Raw genomic sequence first — 26,717 nt, forward strand, 5'->3', positions numbered from 1 at the left:
AAGCGGGCTGATACGTGCCGACATCTGCCGATCTATCGCGGCTGCGGACTACAGGAATCGGAACCGTGCGGCCGATTCGCGAACGGCGGCAGCGAAGTGCGTGGATACCAAGGGCGCAGCGCATCGTTTGGGGCCGGCGAAGGCCGCCGCAGCCTGCCGAGGGGGCGGTTTTCAGCAGCCGGCACCGGCTGCCGCAAGCAGTCGAGAATGGTTCTAAACGCCCTGCATTACAGCGCATTCATTTGCCATTCAGGTCGCGTGAGTACATATTCGGGCCAAGTTGGCATTACCTTGAAAGCACAGAACATGGCCTTTCCTCTGAGCGTCGCAGCACTGGCCGCCGGACTGGTGGTATCGGCGCCCTCACCGGACGGCGCGGGCACCCTCGTCCTGCGCGTGGCAGCCGATTGCAGCGCCGCCGCAGCCCAGGTGGTCGAGCAGACGGGCGGCCAGCTCCTGTCCGTACAACCGGTGGGCGATACCTGCATCATCACTGTTCTGGTGTCGGGCAACGGCCAGCGTCCACGCAAAGTGACGGTAAAGGTTCCGATGTAAGCGGAATCGGTCTACAGGACATGATCGATTAGAAGCGGACGAAGGCGGACCGATGCGCATTCTGGTAGTCGAAGACGACGTCAATCTGAACCGGCAGCTGGCCGACACGCTGAAGGAGGCGGGTTATGTCGTCGACCAGGCGTTCGACGGCGAGGAAGGTCACTTCCTCGGCGATACCGAACCCTATGACGCCATCATTCTGGATATCGGCCTGCCGGAGATGGACGGGGTCACGGTGCTCGAAAAATGGCGCGGCGCCGGCCGCGGTGTGCCGGTGCTGATCCTGACGGCGCGCGACCGCTGGAGCGACAAGGTCGCCGGCATCGACGCCGGCGCCGACGACTATGTCACCAAGCCCTTCCATGTCGAGGAAGTGCTGGCGCGCATCCGGGCGCTGATCCGGCGTGCGGCCGGGCATTCCTCATCCGAGATCATCTGCGGGCCGGTGCGGCTCGATACCAAATCCTCAAAGGCGACGGTCAACGGCACGACGCTGAAGCTGACCTCGCACGAATATCGCCTGCTTGCCTATCTCATGCATCACATGGGTGAGGTCGTCTCGCGTACCGAACTGGTCGAGCATATGTACGACCAGGATTTCGACCGCGATTCCAACACGATCGAAGTCTTTGTCGGTCGTTTGCGCAAGAAAATGGGCGTCGACCTGATCGAAACGGTGCGCGGTCTCGGCTACCGCATTCAAGCGCCGAAACATGCGAATTAAGTCGCTCACCGCACGCGTTTTGTTGCTGACCACGGTCTGGTCGACGGTGGCGCTTGTCGTGATCGGCCTGTTGATCTCCACCCTCTACCGCAAGAGCGCCGAACGCGGCTTCCAGGATCTGTTGCGGGCGCAGCTTTATAACGTCATCAATTCGGTGACGATAGGCGATCAGGGCGCGCTCAGCGGCAGCCCGCAGCTCGGCGACCTGCGTTTTGCCCAGCCGAAGACCGGCTGGTATTGGGTGGTGGAGCCGCTCGGCACCTATACGACGGCACCGCTGGTGTCGCCCTCGCTCGGCTCGGCGCTCATTCCGGTTCCCTCTGTGGTCGAGGCGCCCTTCGACAAGAATTACGAGCGCTACTATCAAGTGACGGATGCCTCCGGCAACCGCGTGCAGGTGGCCGAGACCGAAGTGGTGCTGGATACCGACGGGCGTGCGGCCCGCGTCCGGGTCACCGGCAATGTCGATGTCGTCGAGGACGATGTCCGCACCTTTTCCCATAGCCTCTATCTGGCGCTCGCCGGTTTCGGCGTCGGCAGCCTGATCGTCAATGCGCTGGCGATTCTCTATGGCCTGAAGCCGCTCGACAAGGCCCGCGCCGCATTGGAGCGCATCCGCGCCGGCGAGAGCGAGCAGCTGAAAGGCGATTTCCCGCGCGAAATTCTGCCGCTCGCCAACGAGGTCAACGCGCTGATCGATAGCAACCGCCGCATCGTCGAGCGGGCTCGCATGCAGGTCGGCAATCTCGCCCATTCGCTGAAGACGCCGATCGCCGTGCTCCTCAATGAAGCGCGGGTGCTGGAAAAATCCCATGGCGAGCTGGTGCGCAGCCAGGCGGAATCGATGCAGGGGCAGGTGCAGTCCTACCTCAACCGGGCCCGCATCGCCGCGCAGCGCGAATCCGTGCTCGCCCGCACCGATGCCGAGCCGGCCCTCGAGCGGCTGGTGCGTGTCATGCGCCGGTTGAACGTCGATACCGAATTCGATCTCGTCGTCTCGCCGCCGCATCTGGCCGTCGCCATGGAGCAGCAGGATCTCGAGGAGACCGTCGGCAATCTCCTGGAGAATGCCGCGCGTTTTGCCAAAAGCAAGGTACGGCTTTCGGCCGTCGAGGCCGGCGACGACGTCAAGGGAGCGGAGGCGAGCGCGCGCCGCCACTGGGTGGAGCTTGCCGTCGAGGATGACGGGCCGGGCCTGGAGCCCGATCAGATCCGCGAGGCGCTGAAGCGCGGCCGCAGACTCGACGAAAGCAAGCCCGGCACCGGGCTCGGCCTTTCTATTGTCACCGAGATTTCCAGTGAGTACCAGGGACGGCTTGAGCTTTCCCGCGGAGAATGGGGCGGGCTCAAGGCGAAGCTTATCCTGCCCGGCATCACAAAGGATGTTGCATGAGCAACTGCTTGATGTCACAAAGATACTGGCAAATGTATAGCATGCTTTGCCTTAATGCTGACACGGGGACGCTGCACTTCGATCGGCTGAAATTGACCCCTGATCGTGGTTCGACGCAATGATTTTACGCTCGCAAGGCATGGTCGCTTCCGCTCTTCTCGTCGCCGTCGCGCTGTCCGGCTGCGTGACGACGAAGGGCGCCGCTTCGCGCGGCATTTTTTCGAGCAAGCCCTCGGCTTCGGCCGCCTTCCTTACCGCGCTGCAGGGCGGCCTTGCCGGCCGCAGCGGCGTGACCTTGAGCGATAGCGACAAGCAGCGGGCGCTCGAGGCGGAATATCGGGCGCTGGAAGGGGCCGCCGTCGGCCAGCCGATGCTGTGGACCGGCAAGGACGTCACCGGCAAGGTGGTCGCCGCCGCGCCCTATCAGGTCGGTTCGCAGAACTGCCGCCAATATACCCACACGCTGACGGTCGACGGCAAGGACACCGTGGTGCGCGGCGCGGCCTGCCGCAACGCGGACGGCAGCTGGTCTCCGCTCGGCTAAGCCCGGTCAATTGCGGCTTATAGCCTCAAATCTTCGTCATTCCGGCTTTGGCAGTTGGAATGAAGGCGCGCTTCAAGTATTTGGGCGACATGCTGTTCTGGATTCTCGTTGCCGTTCTGACGGCAGTCGTCGCCGCCATCCTGCTCTACCCCCTTCTGCGCGGAGCGAAGGTGGCGGAAAATATCCGTGCGGGCGAGGCGGCGGTCTATCGCGACCAGTTGCGCGAACTCGACCGCGATCTCAACGGCGGGCTGATCACGCTGGAGGAAGCTGATTACGCCCGGGCGGAAATCGGCCGTCGGTTGATCGCCGTCTCCGGGGATGAGCCGACTGAGACGCCGAAACCCGCACGACATCACCGTTTCACCGAGGCCTTTGTGCTCCTGGTCCTGCCGGTTCTCGGGCTCTGTCTTTACTTGACGACGGGCAGGCCGGACCTACCGTCGCAGCCACTGCAAGCGCGGCTAGAAAATCCCGGCAACGATGTGGCGGTGCTGATCACCAAGGCGGAGCGGCACCTGGCCGAGAATCCCGAGGACGGCAAGGGCTGGGACGTGCTGGCGCCGATCTATTTCAGGACGATGCGAGTCAACGACGCGCAGGTGGCCTACCGCAATGCCATCCGGCTGCTCGGCCCGAGCGCAGTCCGGCTCGACGGCCTGGCCGAGACGCTGATGGCGGTCTCCGACGGCGTGGTGACGGAGGAGGCGCGCCAGGTGCTGGAACAGTCGCTGACGCTGGAACCCGACAATCCGCGCGCCCGTTTCTACATCGCCCTCAGCAGCGAGCAGGCGGGACGGCCCGACGAGGCGCGCCAGGCCTTCGAAGCGCTGGCCAAACAATCACCACCCGATGCGCCCTGGCTGCCGCTGGTCAATGAACATATCGCCATGAACGGCGGCGCGCCGGCAGGCGCCGGTTCGGCTGCCCCGGGCGCCGGGCCGGCTGCCCCCGGCAATCCCACCCAGCAAGATGTGGCGGCAGCCGAGACGATGAATGCCGGCGACCGGCAGCAGATGATCCGCGGCATGGTCGAGAGCCTCGACGCCAAGCTCAGCGCGGATCCGAACAATTTCGAAGGCTGGATGCGGCTCGTCCGCTCTTACGCCGTATTGAACGATAAGGATGGCGCCGCCGGCGCCTTGAAGCGCGGGCTGGCTGCTTTTCCGGCCGAGAGCGAACAGGGCAGGCAATTGCTGGCGCTTGCCAACGAGCTCGGCCTAGCCAGGGAAGGATCGTCACAATGACGCGCAAGCAGAAGCGCCTGGCGGTGATCGCGGGCGGCATGGGCTTCATTGCCGCCGCCGTGCTGCTTGTGATGTTCGCCTTCAGCCAGTCGGTCGCCTATTTCTACATGCCGGCCGATCTGGCAAAGACGCCGGTGGCGCCGGAAACCCGTATCCGGCTCGGCGGCCTGGTCGGCGAAGGCAGCGTCGTGCGCGGCACCGGCTCGACGGTGGAATTTGCCGTCACCGACGGCAGCGCCAATGCCGTGAAGGTAAGATATACCGGCATCCTCCCCGATCTTTTCCGCGAAGGCCAGGGCGTCGTCACCGAAGGCATGTTCACCCCAGGCACGAATGTTTTCGTTGCCGACACCGTGCTTGCCAAGCATGACGAGACCTATATGCCGAAGGACGTGGCCGACAGGCTGAAAGCTCAGGGGCTGTGGAAAGAAGGCCAGGGCCAGGAAGGTTCGGGGAAGGAAGCGAAGGCGACGCCATGATCATCGAGATCGGCCATTACGCGCTGGTGCTGGCGCTTGCAACGGCGCTCATCCTCTCCATCGTGCCGGTGATCGGCGCCCGTCGCCACGACCGGGCGATGATGGATGTAGCGACGATCGGCTCGCTGGCGATGTTTTTGCTGGTCGCCTTCTCCTTCGGCGTGCTGACCTATGCCCATGTCGTCTCGGATTTCTCGGTCGAGAACGTCTGGGAGAATTCGCATTCGCTGGTGCCGCTGATCTATAAATATTCCGGCGTCTGGGGCAATCACGAGGGATCGATGATGCTCTGGCTGTTGATCCTGACGCTGTTCAGCGCGCTGGTCGCCGTCTTCGGCCGCAATCTGCCGGAGACGCTGAAGGCCAATGTATTGGCCGTGCAGGCCTGGATCTCGGTCGCCTTTACGCTGTTCATTCTTTTGACCTCCAATCCCTTCCTGCGGCTCGATCCGGCCCCGGCCGAGGGCCGCGATCTCAATCCGGTGCTGCAGGATATCGGCCTCGCGATCCACCCGCCGCTGCTCTATCTCGGCTATGTCGGCTTCTCCGTGTGTTTCTCCTTTGCGGTCGCGGCCCTGCTGGAAGGGCGGATCGATGCCGCCTGGGCGCGTTGGGTGCGGCCCTGGACGCTGGCTGCCTGGACCTTCCTGACGCTTGGTATCGCCATGGGCTCCTACTGGGCCTATTACGAACTCGGCTGGGGCGGCTGGTGGTTCTGGGACCCGGTGGAAAACGCCTCCTTCATGCCCTGGCTCGCGGGCACGGCGCTGCTGCATTCGGCGCTCGTCATGGAAAAGCGCGAGGCGCTGAAGATCTGGACGGTGCTGCTTGCCATCCTCACCTTCTCGCTGTCGCTGATGGGCACCTTCCTGGTGCGCTCCGGCGTGCTGACCTCGGTGCATGCCTTTGCCAGCGACCCCACCCGCGGCGTCTTCATTCTCTGCATCCTGCTGATCTTCATCGGCGGCGCGCTGTCGCTGTTTGCCTTCCGCGCGCCGCGGCTATCGGCCGGCGGGCTGTTTGCGCCGATTTCGCGCGAGGGCGCGCTCGTCGTCAACAATCTGATCCTGACGGTTGCCTGCGGCACGGTGCTGACCGGTACGCTTTATCCGCTGCTGCTGGAAACGCTGACCGGCGACAAGATTTCCGTCGGGCCGCCCTTCTTCAACCTGACCTTCGGCCTGCTGATGGCGCCGCTGATCGTCATCGTGCCCTTCGGACCGCTGCTGGCCTGGAAGCGCGGCGATCTGCTCGGCGCCCTGCAGCGGCTCTATGTCGTGGCAGGCCTGGCCTTCCTTGCCGCCGTTGCCTTCTTCTACATCGAACATGGCGGGCCGGTGCTTGCAGTGCTCGGGTTGGCGGCCGGGCTGTTCCTCATCCTCGGCGCCGTCGCCGATCTCTGGTATCGCGCCGGCATCGGCAAGGTGGCGGGCTCTGTCGCCTGGCGTCGGCTGACCGGCCTGCCGCGTTCGGCCTTCGGCACGACCCTTGCCCATGCCGGCCTCGGCGTCACCGTGCTCGGCATCGTCGCCGTTACGACCTTCCAGACCGAGCATGTCATCGAGATGAAGCCCGGCGAAACGGCGGATGCCGGCGGCTACAGCCTGCATTTCGACGGCATGCAGCCGGCGACCGGCCCGAACTATACCGAGGAGCGCGGCCACTTCACCATCCGGCGCGCCGGTGTCACGGTCGCCGATACCTGGTCGGCCAAACGCCTTTACACCGCCCGCCAGATGCCGACGACGGAGGCCGGCATTCTGACCTTCGGCCTCAGCCAGCTCTACGTCTCGCTCGGCGACGCCACCAAGGACGGCGGCATCGTCGTGCGCATCTGGTGGAAGCCGTTCATCCTCTGCATCTGGGGCGGAGCGGTGTTCATGGCCTTCGGCGGCCTCGTCTCGCTCTCCGACCGGCGGCTGCGGGTCGGCGCCCCGCGCAGGAAGGCGAAGCCGGCAGCGCCTGCAATGGAGCCGGCGGAATGATGCGGCGCCTCCTCCTTGTTTTCGCTCTGTTGCTGATGGCGGCCCCCGCCTTCGCCGTCAATCCGGACGAGGTGTTGGCCGACCCGGCGCTCGAAGCGCGGGCGCGGGCCCTTTCGGCGGAGCTGCGCTGCATGGTCTGCCAGAACCAGTCGATCGACGATTCCAATGCCGACCTGGCCAAGGACCTGCGTCTGCTGGTGCGCGAGCGCATCACCGATGGCGACAGCGACGATCAGGTGCTGAACTATATCGTCTCGCGTTACGGTGAGTTCGTGCTCTTGAAGCCGCGGTTCAACATCAAGACGGTGCTGCTCTGGGGCGCGCCGGTGCTGCTGGTGCTCGCCGGCGGGCTGTCGCTGCTCCTCTTTGCCCGCAGGAGGGCCGGCAAACCGACCGGCAGCAAGCTGACGGCAGACGAGCAGGCGAAGCTGAGCGAGCTTCTGAAAAAGTAAGCGGCCGGGCCGAGCCGACAGGCGAGCATTTCTGGCCGCCAGAGAAGCCGGCGGCACGTTCGGCTGAAAGCAAACATTGCAAACATTACCAACTTTTCATTGGCCGGACAGTTCGCAGTAAGGTGCGGCGTCCTATATCTTCGTTCATCGACTGATCCGGCGCCGCCGGTCTGAAGATCTAAGAACAAGAGAAGGTGCTCCAATGCTCAAGAATTTCAACGGACGTCCGTCCCTCGCCACTGTGCTCAAGGCTTCTACCGTCGCCGGTATCGCAGCCGCTGTGCTCGCAACCGGCGTTCCGCTCGAAATCACCCGGTCTTATGCCGAAGCCGTCAAGGTTCAAGCACCTGCTGTCCCGAGCTTCGCCAACGTCGTCGATGCCGTTTCGCCGGCCGTCGTCTCCGTCCGGGTCGAAAATCGCGTCAATCCCGTCTCCGACAACAATGACGGCTTCTCCTTCGACTTTAACGGCCGTGGCTTCGACGACCTTCCCGACGATCATCCGCTGAAGCGCTTCTTCAAGCAGTTCGGCCAGGATCCGAATGACCAGCAGGGTCATCAGCGGCGCTTCGGCCAGAATGGCCCCGGCGGTCCGGGCGGCCCGAATGGTCCGGGCGGCAAGGGTCGTCTGCGCCCGGTCGCCCAGGGCTCCGGCTTCTTCATCTCCGAGGACGGCTACATCGTTACCAACAACCACGTCGTGTCCGATGGCCAGGCCTTCGTCGCCGTGATGAATGACGGCACCGAGCTCGATGCCAAGCTGATCGGCAAGGATCCGCGCACCGACCTCGCCGTGCTGAAGGTCGACGGCAAGGGCAAGAAGTTCACCTACGTCAACTGGGCCGACGATAACAATGTCCGCGTCGGCGACTGGGTCGTTGCCGTCGGCAACCCCTTCGGCCTCGGCGGCACGGTCACGGCCGGCATCGTTTCGGCCCGCGGCCGCGATATCGGCTCCGGCCCCTATGACGATTACCTGCAGGTGGATGCTGCCGTGAACCGCGGCAACTCCGGCGGTCCGACCTTCAACCTCAGCGGCGAAGTCGTCGGCATCAACACCGCGATCTTCTCGCCGTCCGGCGGCAGCGTCGGCATCGCCTTCGCCATTCCGGCCTCGACCGCCAAGGACGTCGTCGCCGATTTGATGAAGGACGGCCAGGTCTCGCGTGGCTGGCTCGGCGTGCAGATCCAGCCGGTGACCAAGGATATCGCCGAATCCATCGGTCTTTCCGAGCCGAGCGGCGCCCTCGTCGTCGCCCCGCAGTCCGGATCGCCGGGGGACAAGGCCGGCATGAAGGCTGGCGACGTCGTCACGGCGCTGAACGGTGAAACGATCAAGGATGCCCGTGATCTCAGCCGCCGCATCGGTGCGATGCAGCCGGGCAGCAAGGTCGAGCTCTCGGTCTGGCGCGCCGGCAAGGCCCAGTCCCTGACCGTGGAACTCGGCACGCTGCCGGCCGATCAGAAGGATGCGTCTGCCGACGACAACAACCAGCCGCAGCAGCCTGAGGCACCGGCTTCCGAGAAGGCGCTTGCCGATCTCGGCCTGACGGTCGGCCCTTCCGATGACGGCAAGGGCCTGGCGATCACAGGCATCGATCCGGACTCCGACGCCGCCGACAAGGGCATCAAGGAAGGCGAGAAGATCACCTCGGTCAACAACCAGGAGGTTTCCAGCCCCGCCGATGTCGTCAAGGTGCTGAACCAGGCCAAGAAGGACGGCCGCACCCGGGCGCTCTTCCAGATCCAGTCGAGCGAAGGAAGCCGTTTCGTAGCACTTCCGATCAATGGCCAGGGCTGATCTTTGAGAAAACAGGAGCCGCGCGGACGAAAGTCCGCGCGGCTCGTTTCTTCTGACCTTTGAAGGATGATCGCGATGAGCGCCGCCCCGCAGGAAGATGCTTTGAGCCTTGCCGAAACGCAGCCGGTGGGTAATGTCGGCCGCATGAAGATTCTCATCATCGAAGATGATCTCGAAGCCGCGGTCTACCTAACGAAAGCCTTTCGCGAGGCGGGCATTGTCGCCGATCACGCCAGCGACGGCGAGGCCGGCCTGTTTATGGGGTCGGAGAATACCTACGACGTCATCGTCATCGACCGCATGCTGCCGCGCCGCGACGGGCTCTCGGTCATCAGCGAGCTGCGCCGCAAGGCGATCCATACGCCGGTTCTCATTCTCTCGGCCCTCGGCCAGGTCGACGACCGCGTCACCGGCCTGCGCGCCGGCGGCGACGACTATCTGCCGAAGCCCTATGCCTTCAGCGAGCTGCTGGCCCGCGTCGAGGTGCTCGGCCGCCGCAAGGGCACGCCGGATCAGGATGTCGTCTATCGCGTCGCCGATCTCGAACTCGACCGGCTCTCCCATGAGGTGCGCCGCGGCGGCAGGGAGATCCTGCTGCAGCCGCGCGAATTCCGCCTGCTCGAATATCTGATGAAGAATGCCGGCCAGGTGGTGACCCGCACCATGCTGCTCGAAAACGTCTGGGATTATCACTTCGACCCGCAGACCAACGTCATCGACGTCCACGTCTCGCGTCTGCGCTCGAAGATCGAGAAGGACTACAGCCAGCCGCTCCTGAAGACCATTCGGGGCGCGGGGTACATGATCAAGGACGAGGGATGAGCCGTTTCAGGGTTCTCTTCAAGTCCACCGCAGTCCGCCTTTCGGCACTCTATATCCTGCTTTTCGCCATCTGCGCCGCGACGCTCGTCTTCTATGTGACGGCGATGTCGGAACGGCTGCTGACCGGCCAGATCCGCGACGCCGTCAAACAGGAGGTGGAGCAGGTCCAGCGCGCCTATGACACCGGCGGCATGAACCTTCTGCTGCGCACGATGGAGCGGCGCGCCCGCCAGCCGGGCGCCAATCTTTACATCATCGCCGGTCCCTCGGGCGATATTCTCGCCGGCAACGTCGCCTCGGTGCAGCCGGGTGTTTTCGAGGAAATCGGCTGGACCTCGGCGCCCTTCATCTATCAGCGCTATACCGACAGCGGCATTGAGCGCCGCCACAAGGCGATCGCCAATATATTCGTGCTCGACAACGGCTTGCGGATCCTGATCGGTCGCGACCTTGGTGATCCCGAGCGTTTCCGTCTGCTGGTGCGCCAGGCGCTGATGGTGGCCTTGGCGATCATGGGGCTCGGTGCGATCATCATCTGGTTCGCCATCGGCCGCAACGCGCTGAAACGCATCGACCGCATGTCGGATGCCAGCAAGAAGATCATGGCCGGCGACCTCTCGCAGCGCCTGCCGGTCGTCGGATCCGGCGATGAATTCGACCGCTTGTCGATGTCTTTGAACACCATGCTGGAGCGCATCGAGAAGCTGAACGAGGGCCTCAGGCAGGTCTCCGACAACATCGCCCACGACCTGAAGACGCCGCTGACGCGGCTGCGCAACAAGGCGGCCGATGCGCTCGATATATCAGATGGCGAGACGCGCCGCACCGCGCTCGAAGGCATCATTTCCGAATCGGACCAGCTGATCCGCACCTTCAACGCGCTGCTGATGATCTCCCGCGTCGAGGCCGGGTCGGTGGCGGCGGAAATGTCGCCGGTGGAGCTTTCGGCGATCGTCTCCGACAGCGCCGAGCTTTACGAACCGGCGGCCGAGGAGGCCGGTCTTGATCTCAGCGCCAGCGTCGAACCCGGTGTCGAGGTGCAGGGCAATCGCGAGCTGATCGGTCAGGCGATCTTCAACCTGCTCGACAATGCGATCAAATATTCCTCCGATACGGACGGGGCCGGCACAGTGTCGCTGAAGCTTGCCCGCCGCGCGGACGGCATCTGCCTGTCGGTCGCCGACCATGGCCCAGGCATTCCGGCCGACAGGCGCGATGACGTGGTGAAGCGGTTCGTCCGCCTCGATGAAAGCCGTTCGAAGCCCGGGACCGGGCTCGGCCTTTCGCTGGTGGAAGCGGTGATGGAGCTGCACAACGGCCGGCTGGAGCTCTCCGATACCGACCCCGACAAGCCCGAACAGCGCGGATTGACCGTCAGCATGATTTTCCCTGCCAAGGCTGCCTGATCTCTTCCGCCGAAATACGATCGGTTGAATCGCGTATTGGCGGTTTTCCGCCAAAACCCTAGTTTAATGTCGATCGAAGGCGCGGACTGCGATTCTGCGTGGTCGTTTCCTGAGGTGCACTGCATAATTCCTTAAATCGGAATCGATTTGAAGATAAAATTATGCAGCAATTCAAAGTGTTATAGCGTCCTTTGCGCGTCTTAAAAGACGCGCGGCGCTGTAAAACAGGGAGAGCGCATGCTGACGAAATCGACGCATGGCCTGAAGGACGTCGCCGAAGGGCTGTTGCGTCCGCTGAACCAGACGGAGTTGAAGCTGGCTCTGGCCGACCTTCAGGAGGCCGGCAGAAACGAGCCGCCGGTGGCTGCGATGCTGAAGACCGAGGGCCCGCTTCGCGATTTCATCGCCGCGGCGCTGACGCTGTCGCCCTATCTGCGCGAAATCGTCAATCTCGACCCGGCCGTGCTCGCCGGCGCCATCACCGAGCCGCTGGAGCCGCAGATCGAGGCGCTGGTCGCCGAGGCCAGGGGCTGCTGGCGGCCGGACGACGAGGACGCCGCGTCGGCGGAATCCGTGGTGATGAGCAGGCTGCGCATCATCAAGCGCAAGGTGGCCTTCCTCGTCGCGCTCGGCGACCTCTCGCGCATCTTCGACGGGCGGGCGACGACGGCCTGGCTGAGCGAGCTTGCCGAGGCTTCGGTTGCTGCCGCGATCGACCATCTGCTGCTATCGGCGCATGAGAGCGGAAAGCTCAGGCTGCGGAATCCGGCGGCCCCCAGCGACGGCTCGGGGCTGATTGTTCTCGGCATGGGCAAACTCGGTGCATGCGAGCTTAACTATTCCTCCGATATCGACCTCGTCGTCTTCTTCGACGAAGAGGCCGGCATCGTGCCCCACCGCGATGACGCGATCGAAATCTTCCCCCGGATGATGCGCCGGCTGGTGCGCATCCTGCAGGAGCGCACCGCGGATGGCTACGTCTTCCGCACCGATCTCAGACTGCGTCCCGATCCCGGCTCGACGCCGCTGGCGATCCCGGTCGACGCGGCGATGATCTATTATGAGGGCAGGGGCCAGAACTGGGAGCGGGCCGCCTTCATCAAGGCGCGCGCCGTTGCAGGCGATCTTGCAGCCGGCGCCGATTTCCTGCGCGGGCTTTCCCCTTTCGTTTTCCGCAAATATCTCGATTACGCGGCGATCGCAGATATTCATTCGATCAAGCGGCAGATCCACGCGCATAAGGGCCACGGCGCGATCGCGGTCAAAGGCCATAACGTCAAGCTCGGCCGCGGCGGCATCCGCGAGATCGAATTCTTCGTCCAGACGCAGCAGCTGATCGCCGGCGGCCGCATGCCGGCACTGCGCGGCCGGGCGACGGAAGAGACGCTCGGTGAACTCACCAAGGCGAAATGGATCGACGCGAAGACCCGCGACGAACTGACCGAGGCCTACTGGTTCCTGCGCGACGTCGAGCATCGGATCCAGATGGTGCGCGACGAGCAGACCCACCTGCTGCCGGAGACCGATGCCGACCTGAAGCGCATCGCCTTCATGATGGGTTTCACCGACACGCCGAGCTTCGCCGAGCGGCTGGTCGGCGTGCTGAAGACGGTGGAGCGCCGTTATGCCCACCTGTTCGAGCAGGAGAGTAAGCTTTCCACCGACACCGGAAATCTCGTCTTTACCGGCCAGGGCGACGATCCCGATACGCTGGAGACGCTGAAGAAACTCGGCTTTACCAGGCCATCCGACATTTCCCGCATCATCCGCACCTGGCACTACGGCCGCTACCGCGCGACGCAATCGGTCGAGGCGCGCGAAAGGCTGACGGAACTGGCGCCGGAGCTTTTGCGGGTTTTCGGCGAAAGCAACCGCGCCGACGAGGCGCTGCTGCGTTTCGACAGCTTCATCTCGGGCCTTCCCTCCGGCATCCAGCTCTTCTCGCTGCTCGGCAGCAACCCGGCATTGCTGTCGTTGATCGTCAACATCATGTCCTCAGCCCCCCGGCTTGCCGAGGTGATCGCCGCCAGGCCGCATGTCTTCGACGGCATGCTCGATCCCGGCCTGATGGCTGAGCTGCCGACCCGCGATTATCTCAGCGAACGGCTGAAAGGCTCGCTTGCCCAGGCGCGCCACTATGAAGAGGTGCTCGACCGCCTGCGCATCTTCGCCGCCGAGCAGCGCTTCTTGATCGGTATCCGCCTGCTGACGGGCGCAATCAACGGCGCGATGGCCGCACGCGCCTTTACCCATCTCGCCGACCTCATCATTGCAGCCGCGCTCGATGCCGTGGTGAGCGAGATGCGGGCCGCCCACGGCGATTACCCCGGCGGCCGCATCGCTGTCGCCGGCATGGGCAAGCTCGGCAGCTTCGAGCTGACGGCCGGTTCAGACATCGATCTGATCCTGCTCTATGATTACGACGAAGCGGCTGGCGAATCCGACGGGCCGAAGCCGCTCGACGCGACGCGTTATTTCACCCGCTTCACCCAGCGGCTGATCGCCGCCCTGTCGGCGCCGACTGCCGAAGGAGTGCTCTATGAGGTCGACATGCGGCTGCGTCCCTCCGGCAACAAGGGGCCGGTCGCCACGCGCATCAACGCTTTCGGCAAGTACCAGCGCCAGGAGGCATGGACCTGGGAGCATATGGCGCTCAGCCGTGCCCGGCTGATCTCGGGCGATGACAGCCTGATCGCCGAGACGGAACATGTCGTCCGGGAAGTGCTGTCGGCCGATCGCGATATCGCCAAGGTGGCGCATGATGTCGCCGAGATGCGCGAACTGATCGACAAGGAAAAGCCGCCCTCCGGCCCATGGGACCTGAAGCTGATCCCCGGCGGCGTCATCGATCTGGAATTCATCGCCCAGTACCTGGCGCTGATCGCTCCCACCAAGGGTGCCGGCATCGCCGTCAACGGGCTGAGTACCGGCGAGGCCCTGAAGGTGCTTGGCGACAGGCTGATGGCGCCGGCCGATCTCGACATCTGCCTCGAGGCTTCAGCCCTTTATACCGGCCTTTCGCAGCTGATCCGCCTCTGCATAGACGGTCAGTTCGACCCGAAGGACGCGCCGGTCGGCCTCGTCGAACTCGTCTGCCGCGCCGGCGACTGCCCTGACATCAGGACGCTGGAAGGGGAAGTGAAGCGGCTTTCGAAAGCGGTCAGGAAGATATTCCAGAATGTCGTGCGACCCGGCAATTCCAACACATGATTTCACATCAGATGGAGTGACCACGAGAATTATCCCAAGCATGGGCTTTGGAAAAGCGGCCTTCAACAACGGCGCGCGCCATCTCCTCTCGACGCAGTGGCGTCAGACGGGCATTCTTGTGAATGTTTATTCGGTCCTCCGAGAATCACTGAAGCTTTGACAACCTCAGCTTTCTCGACCGGGATCGAATGGACGACCTCCTGAAAGCTCACAGCTAGCTGCCTCACCCGGCAGCACGTTCCTCCTGGGAACAAGTGAAGCCTAAAACTCTCTTGATTATCGTTGTTGCCTCAGCATGTTCATCGCCGCGCCAAGCGACGACTTGATCAGGCCTGATAAGCACAAGGGGGTCACGATAAAGTTCGAGAAGTTGATCTGAATCGATATCGACGACAGTAACCTCCAATCCGGCGGTTGAGGCTGCCGCGACAATCTCGTCTCCCTTGCAGGAAGACGGGCGAAGCCTAAGGAGTGTCCATTCAAATCCAAATCGATCGAACAGGGACGTCCGGGCGTCGAGCCACACATGGGGTGCTCTGCCACCTGGAGATGCCGTGGGCGTATAAACATCCGGAAGATCCGATCCCGACTCGCCTGCTTCAGAGAAGATCGCCGGGGAGTGGTCGTAGCGGGCGCCGAAAGTCACACCTGGTATGTTGAACTCTGCCCGCCCATGAGCTTCCAGGTACGTGCCAGCTTCCTTGCGCAACTCCGACCCGAGTTCGGACTCTGTCTCCAGACCGGCCTTCGGCGAGTAGTTCCCGATCGACTCGGCGAACTTCTTCGCGAACCCGGTATTCCTGATGGCGACAGGGCGCCGCTCCAGTTCATATGTGTCAAGAAGGAATGGAGAAGCGCTTTTCTTGATCACCGCGGCGAGCTTCCAGCCCAGGTTCACCGCGTCATCGACCGCCGTATTGTAGCCGAGGCCGCCTGCGGGAGTGAAGAGGTGAACCGCGTCGCCGCCAAGGAATACCCGACCCACCTGAAATTTCTCGGCAACGAGCGCATAGCCGGCTGTCCACGTGCCACGAGACAGGATTTCCGCATCAAGCGGATATCCCACTGCCGCTTGAAACATAGAGATGGCCTGTTCGTCGGAAATGTCTTCTTCACGCTCGCCGTCTTTCAATTGCGTATGAAAAGCGAACTCGCCCTGACCGTCGACCGCTGCCATGAACGCGCGGCGCTCGTCATTGAAGGCGACGTTCATCCAGGCGGGTGGGAACGGAACGACCTCGTAAAATTGCGGGCAGCGCAGATAGAGGGCAAACATTTTGCCTCCGAAGAAATCCCTGACAGCGCCGCCGTCGCCTTGGTGTCGGATGCCGAGTGCCTTACGAACAGTGCTTCGGGCGCCATCCCCTCCGACAAGGTATTTGCAACGGACCACACGCGTCGCCCCTCCCTCCACAGCGCCGGCGATTACCGTCACGGCGTCGCCGGTATCGTTGAACTCGCACACCCGCCAGCCATAATTCACGGAGATCGTCGCCAGCGCCTCAGCGTGCTTGCGAAGAACGCGTTCGACGAATTTCTGAGAGACCCTGTGCGGCAGTTCGGCGGCACTCCAGGATCCTGTCATCGTCAGGACCTTTTCTCGGGCCTCTCTGGCTGAGGGGAGGCGGAAGCGCGCCAGCTCGTGGCGAGCAAAGCGTGTGAAATATGCGATATCTGTCGGGAAATCCTCAGGCATTCCAAGCGCGCGGATCTCTTCGGCGAACCCGAGCCGGCGAAAGTGCTCCATTGTTCTCGCCTGAGTGGCGTTCGCCTGCGGATTGAAGGCGGTCGAGGATTTCTCATCAAAGAGCACCGCGGAAATACCCCGGCGACCAAGCTCATTTGCCAGCATCAGTCCGAACGGGCCGCCGCCCGCGATGACGACGTCGTAAACTTCATGAGTCACGATTAAACCTCCCAAATCCGCATATCGTCAGATTTAGTAAGGAAACCAGACCAATGTCAACCGGCTGCGTCGCTGTCCTTTCCATGCTGACCTTCGACGTATTTCCCCAGAGCTTCAACCATGAGGTCGACCATCGCTACACCAAGCTCATTGCGCATTTCGTTTTCTGCGACGTCCAAACTTTGGTGAAAGGCCTCAAGCCATTCGAAACCTTTGTCCGTGAAGCACACCAGCTTTGCCCGGCCGTCAGCAGGATCGGGCCGCTTTTCAATGAGGCCGGTGCGCTCGACTTGATCGACCAACTCGCTCATCGACTGCTTGGTCAAAGACGCGCGCCTGGCAAGTTCGGTCAGCCTCGTGCCGTCCTCGTCGAGGTTTCGCGTAAGGTTGATGTGCGCCGAGGTTAGTTCCGCATGTCCGTGGATCTTAAGATGTTCGATAATTCGATTTTCGAAAATCCTGACGGCTTCGTTCATCCGGCGACCGATGTTGTTCCTGCGCCACGCGTTGCGTAAAATCATTTTATGCCACCTTCAAAAGTCGTTGTTTTACACGAGTAGAGTTCACGAACCTATTTTTCCAGCCCTATTTCAAAATGATTGACACACATCAAAACAAAATTATATGGTCAGGCATCCGAACTAAAAATCGGATGTCCAGCAGCGTTTAAGAGGAGGATGCGCTTGGGAGCGCGATTGCTCTCGCAGCGATCTGGAACGGCGGACTGAGTGCGCAGAAGACTCTCGATGGGCGTGAGCCCGAGCGCTTCAAGCCGACGCCGAGAAATGAAAACGGGGTGAGGAGGATGCTTTTATAATGGTCAAAGCGAACGGCGGAAGATCGCTGCAAAACTTGGTGGACGAGAAACGAAATCTTGTCGAGTATTTTTACAACGATACCCTGGCGCCTCACTACAGGGCGAGAACCGGCCTTACGGCTGCGTTCATCCCGCCGGAGTTCACGAATTGGCGAGACGAACAGAGAGCTTGGCGGGAAACTGCCATCCTGTTCGATCAATCCCATCACATGCCCGAACTCATGCTCAAAGGCCCGGATGCGTTCAAGCTGCTTGAACGTCTGGGCATCAATAGCTTGGCGAACTTTACCAACGACCGGGCCAAGCAGTTTGTTGCCTGCACACCTCGCGGCCACGTCATTGGCGATTGTGTCATCTACAGACGCGGGGACGAGACTTTTGAATTGATCAGCGGCATGCCGGTCCTGAATTGGGTTCAATACAACGCCGAGCGCGGCGGTTATAACGTGACCATCGAGCGCGACGATCCAACGCCGTATAATCCGACCGGAAGACGTTGGTTCTATCGTTTTCAGTTGGAGGGTCCGAATGCCGGTCTTATCTTCAATGCCGCTGTTGAGGGCGGGGCTCCGGAGATAGCATTCTTCAAGACCGCCAAGGTATGGATTGGAGGATGCGAGGTTCTGGTTCTGCGTCATGGGATGGCAGGTCATCTGGGCGCCGAACTCTCTGGGCCTTATGAAGAGATGGACAAAGTGCGGACCGCGCTTCTCGACGCGGGCGCGAAGCATGGCTTGAAGCAGGGTGGGACCAAGACCTATTTCAGCACCATCTTCGAGTTCGGCTGGATGCCCTATCCATTGCCGGGGATCTACACCGGTGACGAACTTCGCGATTTCAGGGAATGGCTGTCGGAAAAGGGTTGGGAAGCGAACGCCCAACTCGGCGGAAGCTTTGTTTCCGAGAATATTGAAGATTATTACGTGACGCCGTGGGATCTAGGCTACGGCCACATCCTGAAGTTCGATCATGACTTCATCGGGCGTGAAGCGCTGGAATCGCTGCCGGCTGAGAAGCGCCGCCAGAAAGTCACGCTCGTGTGGAACCGGGATGACGTTGCTGCAATCTTTGCCTCGGCACTTGGTGATGGTCCCCGTTACAAGGCCATAGACCTGCCGGTTGCATATTACGGCTGGCCCCAGTTTGACGAAGTCCGCGGCCTCGATGGCGAGCTCGTGGGCCACTCATGTCATTGCGGTTATAGCAATAACGAAGGCGAGATGCTGTCGCTCGCTATGCTCAACGCGCAGAGCGCATTGCCCGGAACCGAGGTTACATTGACCTGGGGCGAGCCCTCTGGCGGATCCCGTAAGCCGCATGTCGAAAAACATGAACAGTTTAAGGTCCGGGCTATTGTGGCGCCGGTCCCTTATGCGAGCTCGGTTCAAAAGATGAAGCGCGCAACGATTAGCTGAATATAGCGTGAACTTGTTCCGCCTGGACCGACGTTCAGGTGGAGCTCGAAGTTGAAACTGCTTGTTCGTCGGACCGGTCAGGTCCGAAGAGCGCTCACGAACTATACGAAAGCTATTCTATCTGAAGCCAAATTGGAAATCCGCTTGCGTAAATGCCGGCGGAAAGGGATCGGCATGGTCAACTTGGGCTTGAAGAGTAAACTTGAATACCGCGATGCGCTCGAGAGATTTTCGCTCGAAGTCACAGCAAAGGACGCCTCGCAGTTGTCAGCCTTGTCTGGCGACATCCCCAAGGGCACGATTATATCGGTCCCCTACCTTCCCTCCGACAGCGAGCATGATCGGATAGTGGCGGCGAAGACGGTACGCCAGCTTGGTTGCGAACCTATGCCGCACATAGCGGCAAGACGGATTGGCACGGAGGCCGAGCTGTCCGATGTCATTTCGAACTTCGTTCGTGAAGCACAGGTGGCACGTTTGCTTATACTTGCTGGTGACCTTGATCCTCCCAAAGGCGCCTTTCAGGACACCGCTACGATCTTGCGTAGCAGTGTCCTGGAACAGCATGGAATAAGACATGTCGCTATAGCGGGGCATCCGGAGGGGCATCCTTCTCAAACTTCCGCCACCCTTACCAACGCGCTTTTGGAAAAACGACAAATTCTCGAAGCCCTCAATCTTGAATGGTCGATTTTCACCCAGTTCACGTTCAGCGCGGAGCCAGTGTTGGATTGGATAGCCGGCATCCGCAGCAAAGGCATCACGGTGCCCATCCATGTCGGTATTCCGGGGCCCGCAAGCGTCAGAACGCTGCTGAGGTTCGCGGCAGTCTGTGGGGTTTCCGCCTCGACAGCGGTCTTTAGAAAGTACGGACTGTCGATCACGCAGCTATTGACTAGCGCCGGACCTGACGTGTTGGTTGACGATTACGCCAACGCTCTGGTCGATGAAGCTTATGGCGATGTCCGCCTGCACTTCTACCCCTTCGGCGGCGTTCGAAAATCCGTGGAGTGGATACGGAGCTACCAGACGTGAAAACTGCCACTGCAACAGATCCGGACAAGAATATGGTTCGGATCGATGACGATGTTGCACGAAATTGATGAGCAGGGGAGCAAAAAATTGCCGAACGCCTCGAGGAAAAGCGTTGTTCGGCATGGTCAAAGTCCGCCGCTAAGAGGCGTTGGCTTGACAATTAAAGTACGGCTTCCGTACGAATATTGAATGAGGAGAGCGGCTTTTGTGCCGAGTGCGTCCGGACGCTTTTCCGGGAGGGAGGAACCTATGAAGATTACCAAATTGGCGCTCTGCGCCGTGGCAACCGCCGTGCTGTCGACCACAAGTACGTTGGCTTGGGCTGAGACCATCAAGGTCGGGGTCATCGCGACATTTTCGGGACCGAACGCTATCTGGGGTAAGCAGTTCCGTGAAGCGATCGATGTCTACGTTGCCCAGCATGGAGATGAAGTTGCCGGCAACAAGGTTGAGTTTATCTACAAGGACGTGGGCGGCCCGAACGCCGACGCGAGCAAAGCCGCGGCTCAGGAACTTTTGGTGCGCGAAGGTGTGAAATATCTTGCGGGCTTTGACTTCACGCCAAACGCCGTGGCTGTCGCCCCCTTGACGAAGCAGGCTAAAGTGCCTGCGGTCATTTTCAATGCGGGAACATCGTCGATTAACAAGCAATCGGATTTTTTCCTCCGGACAAGCTTTACGTTATCCCAACTAGCGCAACCCGCTGCGCAGTGGGCCGCAAAGAGTGGCGCCAAGAAGGTCGTGACGGCCGTATCCGACTACAGCCCAGGTATTGATGCAGAAGCGGCCTTCTCTTCCTCTTTTGAAAAGAACGGCGGCACAGTTGTCGAAAAAATCCGCATGCCTATGCAGACGACGGATTTTGCGCCGTTCATCCAACGAATCAAGACCTCTGGTGCAGACGCAGTATTTGCGTTCTTGCCTGTAGGCCCGGCAACGTTCGCCTTCACCAAGGCCTACAACGAGAATGGGCTCAAAGCGGCCGGCATTTCCTTCTATGGCACCGGTGAAACCGATGAAACCACGATCGATGCGCTGGGCGATCAGGCGATTGGCTTGGTCACCGCCTATCACTACTCTGAAGCGCATGACTCCGCCCTCAACAAGAGCTTTGTTGCCAAACTGAAGGAGCTTCATCCAGGGTCGCGTGCCAACATGGCCTCGGTAGGCGCTTACGATGGTGTCGACCTGATCTACAAGATGATCAAGGCAGCTGGAACGGATGGGCAAAAAGCGGTCGAGGCCGCTAAAGGCATGGAGTGGGAGAGCCCGCGCGGACCTGTGAAGATTGATCCCGTTTCACGTCACGTTGTGCAGAACGTCTATATCCGACGCGTTGAGAAAGCGCCGGACGGCACCTTGATCAATAAAGAATTTGAGACGATCGCCAACGTTCCCGATCTTGGATTCAATCCATAAGCCGTTGTCACGTGGCGGGACTGATCCCGCCACGCATCCTCCAGCTGCTTCCAGTCGATAGGTATCGAATGTCGGTCATTCTCAGCATTTTTGTCGATGGCATCGCCTACGGGATGATACTGTTTATGATCTCCGTCGGGCTCTCGATCACAATGGGACTCATGCGGATCATCAACCTGGCCCATGGAGGCTTCGCACTTCTCGGAGGTGCGGCCGTCCATGTCCTTAGCACGCGCATTGGCATTTCCTTTTGGGCTGCATCCTTGGCGGCCGTCGTTCTTATTGTCCTGGTTGCGGTGCTGTTGGAGCGATTGCTTTACCGTCACATCTACGGTTTCAACGAGCTTGGCCAGGTCTTGGCAACGATCGGCATCGTCTTCCTGATGATTGCTACTGTGAACTTTTTCCTGGGCTCGACAATCTTGCCGTTGGGGACGCCTCAGTCTTTAACCACCGCCGTCGACCTCGGGTTCAAGACACTTCCACTTCATCGGATGGTCGTCATCAGTTCCGGCGTTATGGTTCTGGCTGCGCTCTGGCTGCTGATGGAGAAAACCCGCTTCGGGATCTATCTGCGCGCGGCTGTCGATAACAAGGTCGCAGCCGCGGCGCTTGGGATCAACACGCCTCGGATCTATCTCGCTGCTTTTGCCATCGGGGCAGGGCTGGCCGCTGTCGGAGGCATCCTCGGGGCCGAGCTGCTTCCCATAGAAGCTTATTATCCCCTCCGATACATGGTTCTGTTTCTGATCGTTGTCTCGGTGGGCGGGCTCGGAAGCATCCCAGGCTCCTTTGCTGCTGCGCTCGGTCTTGGGATTTTGGACACCGCCGGCCGGTACCTCTTGCCAGGGGTCGGCACGATTTTCTTTTTTCTTGCGATTACGGCTTTGCTTGCTTTTCGTCCGCATGGCTTGATGGGAAGGGCACAATGACCGACACCGCGACACAAGTCTCCACCAGTAGCCGAACGGCATGGCTGGCGCCGTTCCTGCCAGTGCTGCTCGTTTCGCTTGGAGCAGCCATCGCATTTTTCATGTTCCCTTACGATCTGGCCTTTTTGACGCGCATCGTCATAATGATGATATTCGTGCTTTCCTTCGACTTGATCCTGGGATATGCGGGCATCGCAACGCTTGGTCACGCGGCCATGTACGGGTGCGGTGCTTATGCCGCTGGCCTTATTTCGTTGCACCTATCGCCAGACCCTCTGATTGGGCTTTTTGCGGGTGCATTTGCCGGCGCCTTGATTGCCTGGATCTCCGGAATCGTGCTCTTGCGCGCTCAGGGTGTGGCGCTGCTGATGATATCCATTGCCGTTACCATGGTGCTGCAGGAGACCGCTTCGCAAGCGAGGTGGCTAACCGGCGGAGCCGACGGCCTGGCCGGCATCACTGTCTCTCCACTGTTGGGAATGTTCGAGTTCGACTTCGTGGGGCAGGTGGCGTTCATCTACTGCGTCTGCATCCTGATCGCTCTATTGGTGTTCTGCCGCGTTCTTGCTGGATCTCCGTTTGGGCTCGCTCTTCGTGGGATCGAAGGCAGTGCCAGTCGGATGCGCGCAATCGGAACGCCCGTCTATCGGCGCAAGGTGACGGTGTACGTCATCGCCGGAGCGATTGCAGGCATCGCAGGCGCATTGGCCGCACAGGCGACCGGGCTGGTTGGGATCGAAGTGTTTAACTTCTCTCTATCCGCTGATGTCATGGTGATGTTGATAGTTGGCGGAGCCGGACGTCTTTATGGTGCGCTCATCGGCACGCTCATCTTCATGATCGTTCATCACATAGCAGCGAGCATCGATCCCTTTAACTGGCTTTTCGTCATCGGCTTCATGCTTCTCGTGGTGGTGTTCGCCCTTCCAAAAGGACTTGTCTCACTACCAGATCGACTGGTTAGTCTGTCGAGGAGGGCATCATGATCGACGGTCTTGCTGTCAATGGGCTTTCAAAGCATTTCGGGGGGCTGCAAGTCGCACGAAACCTGACGCTGTCCCTGCCTGGTGGGGCTAGGACGGCTTTGATCGGGCCTAACGGCGCAGGTAAAACAACGTTTGCGAACCTGTTGACAGGCGTCCTGAAGCCCACATCGGGAACGATCCTCCTGAATGGCAAAAGCATTGGCGGACTGTCGGAGGCCGAGCGCGTTCGTGCCGGCATTGCGAAAACTTTTCAGATTACCAATCTGTTTCGTGACCTGACGGTTCGCGAAAACATTCGCCTGCCAATATTGGAGAGGGAGCACCGCACGAAGAAGGTTTTTTGCCGTTCTGACGGCACACCGGAGATAGAATTTGAGATTGTGCAGTTATTACGGGATCTTGAGTTGACGCCTCTGGCAGATAAACCCGTGCGGGGGCTGGCCTACGGTCAGCAGCGGCTTGTCGAACTGGCGCTGACATTGGCGTCGCGGCCGAAGATCTTGATCCTTGATGAGCCTGCGGCAGGCGTGCCTTCGACTGAAAGCCATTTGATCGTTGAAGCCATAAAGCGGCTTCCGGCAGATTTGTCGGTTCTCATCATCGAGCACGACATGCAGCTTGTTTTTGAAGTTGCCAATCGAATCATTGTCCTGGTCAATGGTGCGATCTTGATGGAAGGCACTCCGGAGGAAGTGGTCGCCAATTCGCAGGTTCGGGAACTTTATCTGGGGGGCGGCCATGACTGATGCTCTGCTGGAATTGAACGGTGTGGTGGCGGGATATGGCGACACACACATTATCCGCAACGTTTCGCTCAAGGTTTCAAAAGGCGAGCGCTTGGCGATCGTCGGGCGCAACGGGGTCGGCAAGACGACCATGCTTGCGACGGTCATGGGGCAAACCCGCCAGCATGCCGGAAGCATCAAATTGAGAGGCGTGCCTATCGACGGGCTTCAGGCTCACGAGCGAGCGCGACGGGGGATCGGAATCGTGCCCCAAACGCGCGATATCTTCCCCTCACTTTCAGTCGAAGAGAATCTCATCGCAGGGATGCGGAACGGCTCAACCCTAGACGAAGCCTATGATCTGTTTCCGAGATTAAAAGAACGCCGGTTTAACGGCGGACACCAGCTTTCCGGCGGCGAGCAACAGATGCTGTCGATCGCCCGTGCATTGCTTGGCGGGCCTGAAATTATCTTGTTGGACGAGCCGCTTGAGGGGCTGGCGCCCGTGATTTGCGAAATGCTCATGGGTGTTTTTGGCGATCTCGCAGACAAGGGCTGCACCGTCGTTCTCGTGGAGCAACATATCGGCCCCGCGCTAAGCTTCGCGGATCGGGTTGTGGCACTCGACCAAGGGAGGATCGTCTTTGAGGAAAAAACGGCGAAATTGGCCAATAATCGTGCTGAACTGGAGCGGTACATCGGACTCTCTGCCACGTGACGTCCGAGTATTGGACCAACCTCGATAGCGCATCGCTCCAGTTGGTCACCCTCATCGAAATTCGACGATCTATTCGCCTTAAACCTGATCGAGTGCGGTGAAGAATGAAGAGCTATGTCCTGATAGTTTCCTGCAAAACAACCCGTGGCATCGTGGCTGCAATATCTGGATTTCTGTTCGCGCAGGGGTGCAACATCATCGACAGTTCACAATTCGGCGATTTTGGCACAGGCATGTTCTTCATGCGTGTCAGTTTCCTGTCCGAAGAGGTCATGGTGCATGATGCGCTCGCGGAAGGTTTCCAACCCATAGCGACGAAGTTCGGCATGGATTGGAGGCTCCACGATGTGCAGGACCGCATGAAGGTCCTGCTAATGGTCTCCCGCTTCGGCCACTGCCTTAACGACCTATTATACCGTTGGAAGATTGGGGCACTGCCGATCGACATCGTTGGCGTCGTCTCCAACCATTTCGACTATCAGAAGCTGGTGGTAAATCACGATATTCCGTTTCACCATATACCGGTCACGAAGACCAACAAGCCGGAGGCCGAGGCCCGCATCATGGGGCTGGTCGAAAGTACCGGGACAGAACTTGTCGTGCTGGCCCGATACATGCAGATCCTGTCGGACGAGATGTGCAGCAAGATGTCCGGCCGCATCATCAACATTCACCATTCCTTTTTGCCGAGCTTCAAGGGGGCCAACCCGTACAAGCAGGCCTATCAGCGTGGCGTAAAGCTGATCGGCGCCACGGCGCATTACGTCACCGGCGACCTCGACGAGGGACCAATCATCGAACAGGATACCGTCCGCATCACCCATGCCCAGTCGGCGGAAGATTATGTTTCACTCGGCCGCGATGTAGAAAGTCAGGTGCTGGCGCGTGCCATCCATGCGCACATCCACCACCGCACCTTCATCAACGGCAATCGCACCGTCGTCTTCCAGCCAAGCCCCGGGTCTTATGCTTCGGAGCGCATGGACTGATGGGCGAGCGCGTTATCGACGGCGAAAACATCGCACTAGCATCATTGAAGGCGTAGCGAACCCCAGTTTCAATCGGCCTCAAGGAGGAGAAGATGCGTGAGCCATTCAGATATGAAAGCAATATACCGCGTATCATATTTGGCTTTGGGGCGATATCAAACGCCGCCGAGGAATTGCGCCAGCTTGGCTGCAGCCGAGCGCTTGTCCTGTCGACACCTCATCAGGACAACGATGCTCGATCTCTCGCCAAGGCATTGGGGTCCCTTGCTGTTGGGGTGTTCAGCCGTGCCGCCATGCACACGCCGGTTGACGTGACCACGGAGGCGCTCTCTCTTTTCAAAGAGATCGGTGCCGACTGTGTTTTATCACTGGGTGGCGGATCAACGATTGGCCTCGGAAAGGCCATTGCCTACAGGAACGATACGCCGCAGCTTGTCATTGCGACGACGTATGCCGGTTCCGAAGTAACGCCAATTTTAGGGCAGACGGAAAACGGGGTCAAAACCACGGTTCGCGGCTCATCGATCCTACCGGAAACAGTCATTTATGATCCGGAACTAACCATCGACCTCCCTGTCAAGATGAGCGTTACGAGTGGCCTGAACGCCATGGCGCACGCTGTTGAGGGACTTTACGCCCAGGATCGCAATCCCATTGCCTCCATGATGGCGATGGAGGGCATCGCCGCTTTGCAGAGAGCCCTCCCTGCCATAGTCGAAAGCCCCCGGGATCGCACTGCCCGCGCAGACGCCCTTTACGGTTCCTGGCTCTGCGGTGTCGTTCTGGGAGCTGTCGGCATGGCGTTACATCACAAGCTTTGCCATACGCTCGGCGGGAGTTTCGACCTGCCGCATGCAGAAACTCACGCGATCCTTCTGCCGCACACAATCGCCTATACCGAACAAGCTGTTCCCGAATTGCTTGCCCCTGTCGCGCAGTTGTTCGGAGCATCGGGCGCCGGTACGGGTCTTTATGATTTTGCGCTTCGCATCGGCGCCCCCATGAGACTGCGAGATCTGGGGGTGACAGGTGAAGATCTTGATAAGGTGGCGGCGCTTTCCGTCCGCAATCCCTACTGGAATCCCCGTCCTCTGGAGGTTGGCGCAATCCGGGCTCTACTCCAGAATGCATGGGAAGGCGTAAGGCCTGGTTGATAC

At 60.5% G+C, this 26,717-nt stretch carries 23 protein-coding genes; 21 read left to right on the forward strand and 2 right to left on the reverse strand.

Annotated elements, in window-relative coordinates:
- Positions 1 to 306 precede the first annotated feature (306 nt).
- From QMO82_RS29715 to QMO82_RS29770, 12 genes are all read left to right on the forward strand, one after another.
- On the forward strand, positions 307 to 555 hold the full coding sequence (locus tag QMO82_RS29715) for a hypothetical protein (protein WP_003578124.1): 249 nt from the start codon (positions 307 to 309) through the stop codon (positions 553 to 555).
- Between the two features lie 52 nt (positions 556 to 607).
- A complete protein-coding gene (locus QMO82_RS29720; RefSeq protein WP_018241306.1) occupies positions 608 to 1,279 on the forward strand; it encodes a response regulator transcription factor in 672 nt (223 codons plus the stop codon).
- Entirely contained in the window at positions 1,269 to 2,672 is a 1,404-nt protein-coding gene (locus QMO82_RS29725) for a HAMP domain-containing sensor histidine kinase (RefSeq protein WP_116405261.1), read from the forward strand. The genes QMO82_RS29720 and QMO82_RS29725 overlap by 11 nt, the downstream gene beginning before the upstream one ends.
- A 118-nt stretch (positions 2,673 to 2,790) precedes the next feature.
- Positions 2,791 to 3,216 (forward strand): hypothetical protein, encoded by a 426-nt coding sequence (locus QMO82_RS29730; protein WP_183606238.1) that lies wholly within the window; start codon positions 2,791 to 2,793, stop codon positions 3,214 to 3,216.
- Positions 3,217 to 3,275: 59 nt separating this feature from the next.
- The gene (ccmI, locus tag QMO82_RS29735) at positions 3,276 to 4,463 is read left to right on the forward strand and encodes a c-type cytochrome biogenesis protein CcmI (RefSeq protein WP_283196558.1); all 1,188 of its coding nucleotides are present in this window, start codon (positions 3,276 to 3,278) and stop codon (positions 4,461 to 4,463) included.
- Positions 4,460 to 4,942 (forward strand): cytochrome c maturation protein CcmE, encoded by a 483-nt coding sequence (ccmE, locus tag QMO82_RS29740; protein WP_183606240.1) that lies wholly within the window; start codon positions 4,460 to 4,462, stop codon positions 4,940 to 4,942. Before ccmI ends, ccmE begins: the two co-directional genes overlap by 4 nt.
- Positions 4,939 to 6,927, forward strand: coding sequence for a heme lyase CcmF/NrfE family subunit (locus tag QMO82_RS29745; RefSeq protein WP_183606241.1), 1,989 nt, complete (start codon positions 4,939 to 4,941; stop codon positions 6,925 to 6,927). Before ccmE ends, QMO82_RS29745 begins: the two co-directional genes overlap by 4 nt.
- Positions 6,924 to 7,379: a cytochrome c-type biogenesis protein gene (locus QMO82_RS29750; protein WP_183606242.1), complete on the forward strand. Its 456-nt coding sequence runs from the start codon at positions 6,924 to 6,926 to the stop codon at positions 7,377 to 7,379. The genes QMO82_RS29745 and QMO82_RS29750 overlap by 4 nt, the downstream gene beginning before the upstream one ends.
- Positions 7,380 to 7,581: 202 nt before the next feature.
- Positions 7,582 to 9,180, forward strand: a complete 1,599-nt coding sequence (locus tag QMO82_RS29755; RefSeq protein WP_183606243.1) for a Do family serine endopeptidase — start codon at positions 7,582 to 7,584, stop codon at positions 9,178 to 9,180.
- A 75-nt stretch (positions 9,181 to 9,255) separates the two neighbouring features.
- The gene (locus QMO82_RS29760; protein WP_183606244.1) at positions 9,256 to 10,002 is read left to right on the forward strand and encodes a response regulator transcription factor; all 747 of its coding nucleotides are present in this window, start codon (positions 9,256 to 9,258) and stop codon (positions 10,000 to 10,002) included.
- Positions 9,999 to 11,408 carry a HAMP domain-containing sensor histidine kinase gene (locus tag QMO82_RS29765; RefSeq protein ID WP_183606245.1) on the forward strand — a complete coding sequence of 470 codons (1,410 nt, stop codon included), beginning with the start codon at positions 9,999 to 10,001 and terminating at the stop codon, positions 11,406 to 11,408. Before QMO82_RS29760 ends, QMO82_RS29765 begins: the two co-directional genes overlap by 4 nt.
- A gap of 237 nt (positions 11,409 to 11,645) precedes the next feature.
- Positions 11,646 to 14,618 (forward strand): bifunctional [glutamine synthetase] adenylyltransferase/[glutamine synthetase]-adenylyl-L-tyrosine phosphorylase, encoded by a 2,973-nt coding sequence (locus tag QMO82_RS29770; RefSeq protein WP_183606246.1) that lies wholly within the window; start codon positions 11,646 to 11,648, stop codon positions 14,616 to 14,618.
- Positions 14,619 to 14,841: 223 nt separating this feature from the next.
- Here the strand turns inward: QMO82_RS29770 and QMO82_RS29775 are convergent, their stop codons facing one another.
- The gene (locus QMO82_RS29775; protein WP_183606247.1) at positions 14,842 to 16,524 is read right to left on the reverse strand and encodes an FAD-dependent oxidoreductase; all 1,683 of its coding nucleotides are present in this window, start codon (positions 16,522 to 16,524) and stop codon (positions 14,842 to 14,844) included.
- Positions 16,525 to 16,580: 56 nt separating this feature from the next.
- Positions 16,581 to 17,000: a MarR family winged helix-turn-helix transcriptional regulator gene (locus QMO82_RS29780; RefSeq protein WP_183606664.1), complete on the reverse strand. Its 420-nt coding sequence runs from the start codon at positions 16,998 to 17,000 to the stop codon at positions 16,581 to 16,583.
- 340 nt (positions 17,001 to 17,340) lie between these two features.
- Between QMO82_RS29780 and QMO82_RS29785 the strand changes: the two genes are divergently transcribed.
- The 9 genes from QMO82_RS29785 to QMO82_RS29825 all read left to right on the forward strand — a co-directional run bounded on the left by QMO82_RS29785 (position 17,341) and on the right by QMO82_RS29825 (position 26,714).
- Positions 17,341 to 18,756 carry an aminomethyl transferase family protein gene (locus QMO82_RS29785; protein ID WP_183606248.1) on the forward strand — a complete coding sequence of 472 codons (1,416 nt, stop codon included), beginning with the start codon at positions 17,341 to 17,343 and terminating at the stop codon, positions 18,754 to 18,756.
- 51 nt (positions 18,757 to 18,807) lie between these two features.
- On the forward strand, positions 18,808 to 19,791 hold the full coding sequence (locus QMO82_RS29790; protein WP_246718220.1) for a methylenetetrahydrofolate reductase: 984 nt from the start codon (positions 18,808 to 18,810) through the stop codon (positions 19,789 to 19,791).
- 255 nt (positions 19,792 to 20,046) lie between these two features.
- Positions 20,047 to 21,210, forward strand: a complete 1,164-nt coding sequence (locus QMO82_RS29795; RefSeq protein WP_272783449.1) for an ABC transporter substrate-binding protein — start codon at positions 20,047 to 20,049, stop codon at positions 21,208 to 21,210.
- A 68-nt stretch (positions 21,211 to 21,278) separates the two neighbouring features.
- On the forward strand, positions 21,279 to 22,142 hold the full coding sequence (locus QMO82_RS29800; protein ID WP_183606250.1) for a branched-chain amino acid ABC transporter permease: 864 nt from the start codon (positions 21,279 to 21,281) through the stop codon (positions 22,140 to 22,142).
- The gene (locus tag QMO82_RS29805; RefSeq protein WP_183606251.1) at positions 22,139 to 23,128 is read left to right on the forward strand and encodes a branched-chain amino acid ABC transporter permease; all 990 of its coding nucleotides are present in this window, start codon (positions 22,139 to 22,141) and stop codon (positions 23,126 to 23,128) included. Before QMO82_RS29800 ends, QMO82_RS29805 begins: the two co-directional genes overlap by 4 nt.
- A complete protein-coding gene (locus QMO82_RS29810; protein ID WP_183606252.1) occupies positions 23,125 to 23,874 on the forward strand; it encodes an ABC transporter ATP-binding protein in 750 nt (249 codons plus the stop codon). The genes QMO82_RS29805 and QMO82_RS29810 overlap by 4 nt, the downstream gene beginning before the upstream one ends.
- Positions 23,867 to 24,571, forward strand: a complete 705-nt coding sequence (locus tag QMO82_RS29815) for an ABC transporter ATP-binding protein (RefSeq protein ID WP_183606253.1) — start codon at positions 23,867 to 23,869, stop codon at positions 24,569 to 24,571. The genes QMO82_RS29810 and QMO82_RS29815 overlap by 8 nt, the downstream gene beginning before the upstream one ends.
- A gap of 104 nt (positions 24,572 to 24,675) precedes the next feature.
- Entirely contained in the window at positions 24,676 to 25,560 is an 885-nt protein-coding gene (gene purU / locus QMO82_RS29820) for a formyltetrahydrofolate deformylase (protein WP_183606254.1), read from the forward strand.
- A gap of 92 nt (positions 25,561 to 25,652) precedes the next feature.
- Complete coding sequence (locus QMO82_RS29825) at positions 25,653 to 26,714, forward strand: maleylacetate reductase (protein ID WP_183606255.1); 1,062 nt, start codon at positions 25,653 to 25,655, stop codon at positions 26,712 to 26,714.
- Positions 26,715 to 26,717 lie beyond the last annotated feature (3 nt).

It is taken from the genome of Rhizobium sp. BT04, from assembly GCF_030053135.1.
Classification (GTDB): Bacteria; Pseudomonadota; Alphaproteobacteria; order Rhizobiales; family Rhizobiaceae; genus Rhizobium; species Rhizobium binxianense.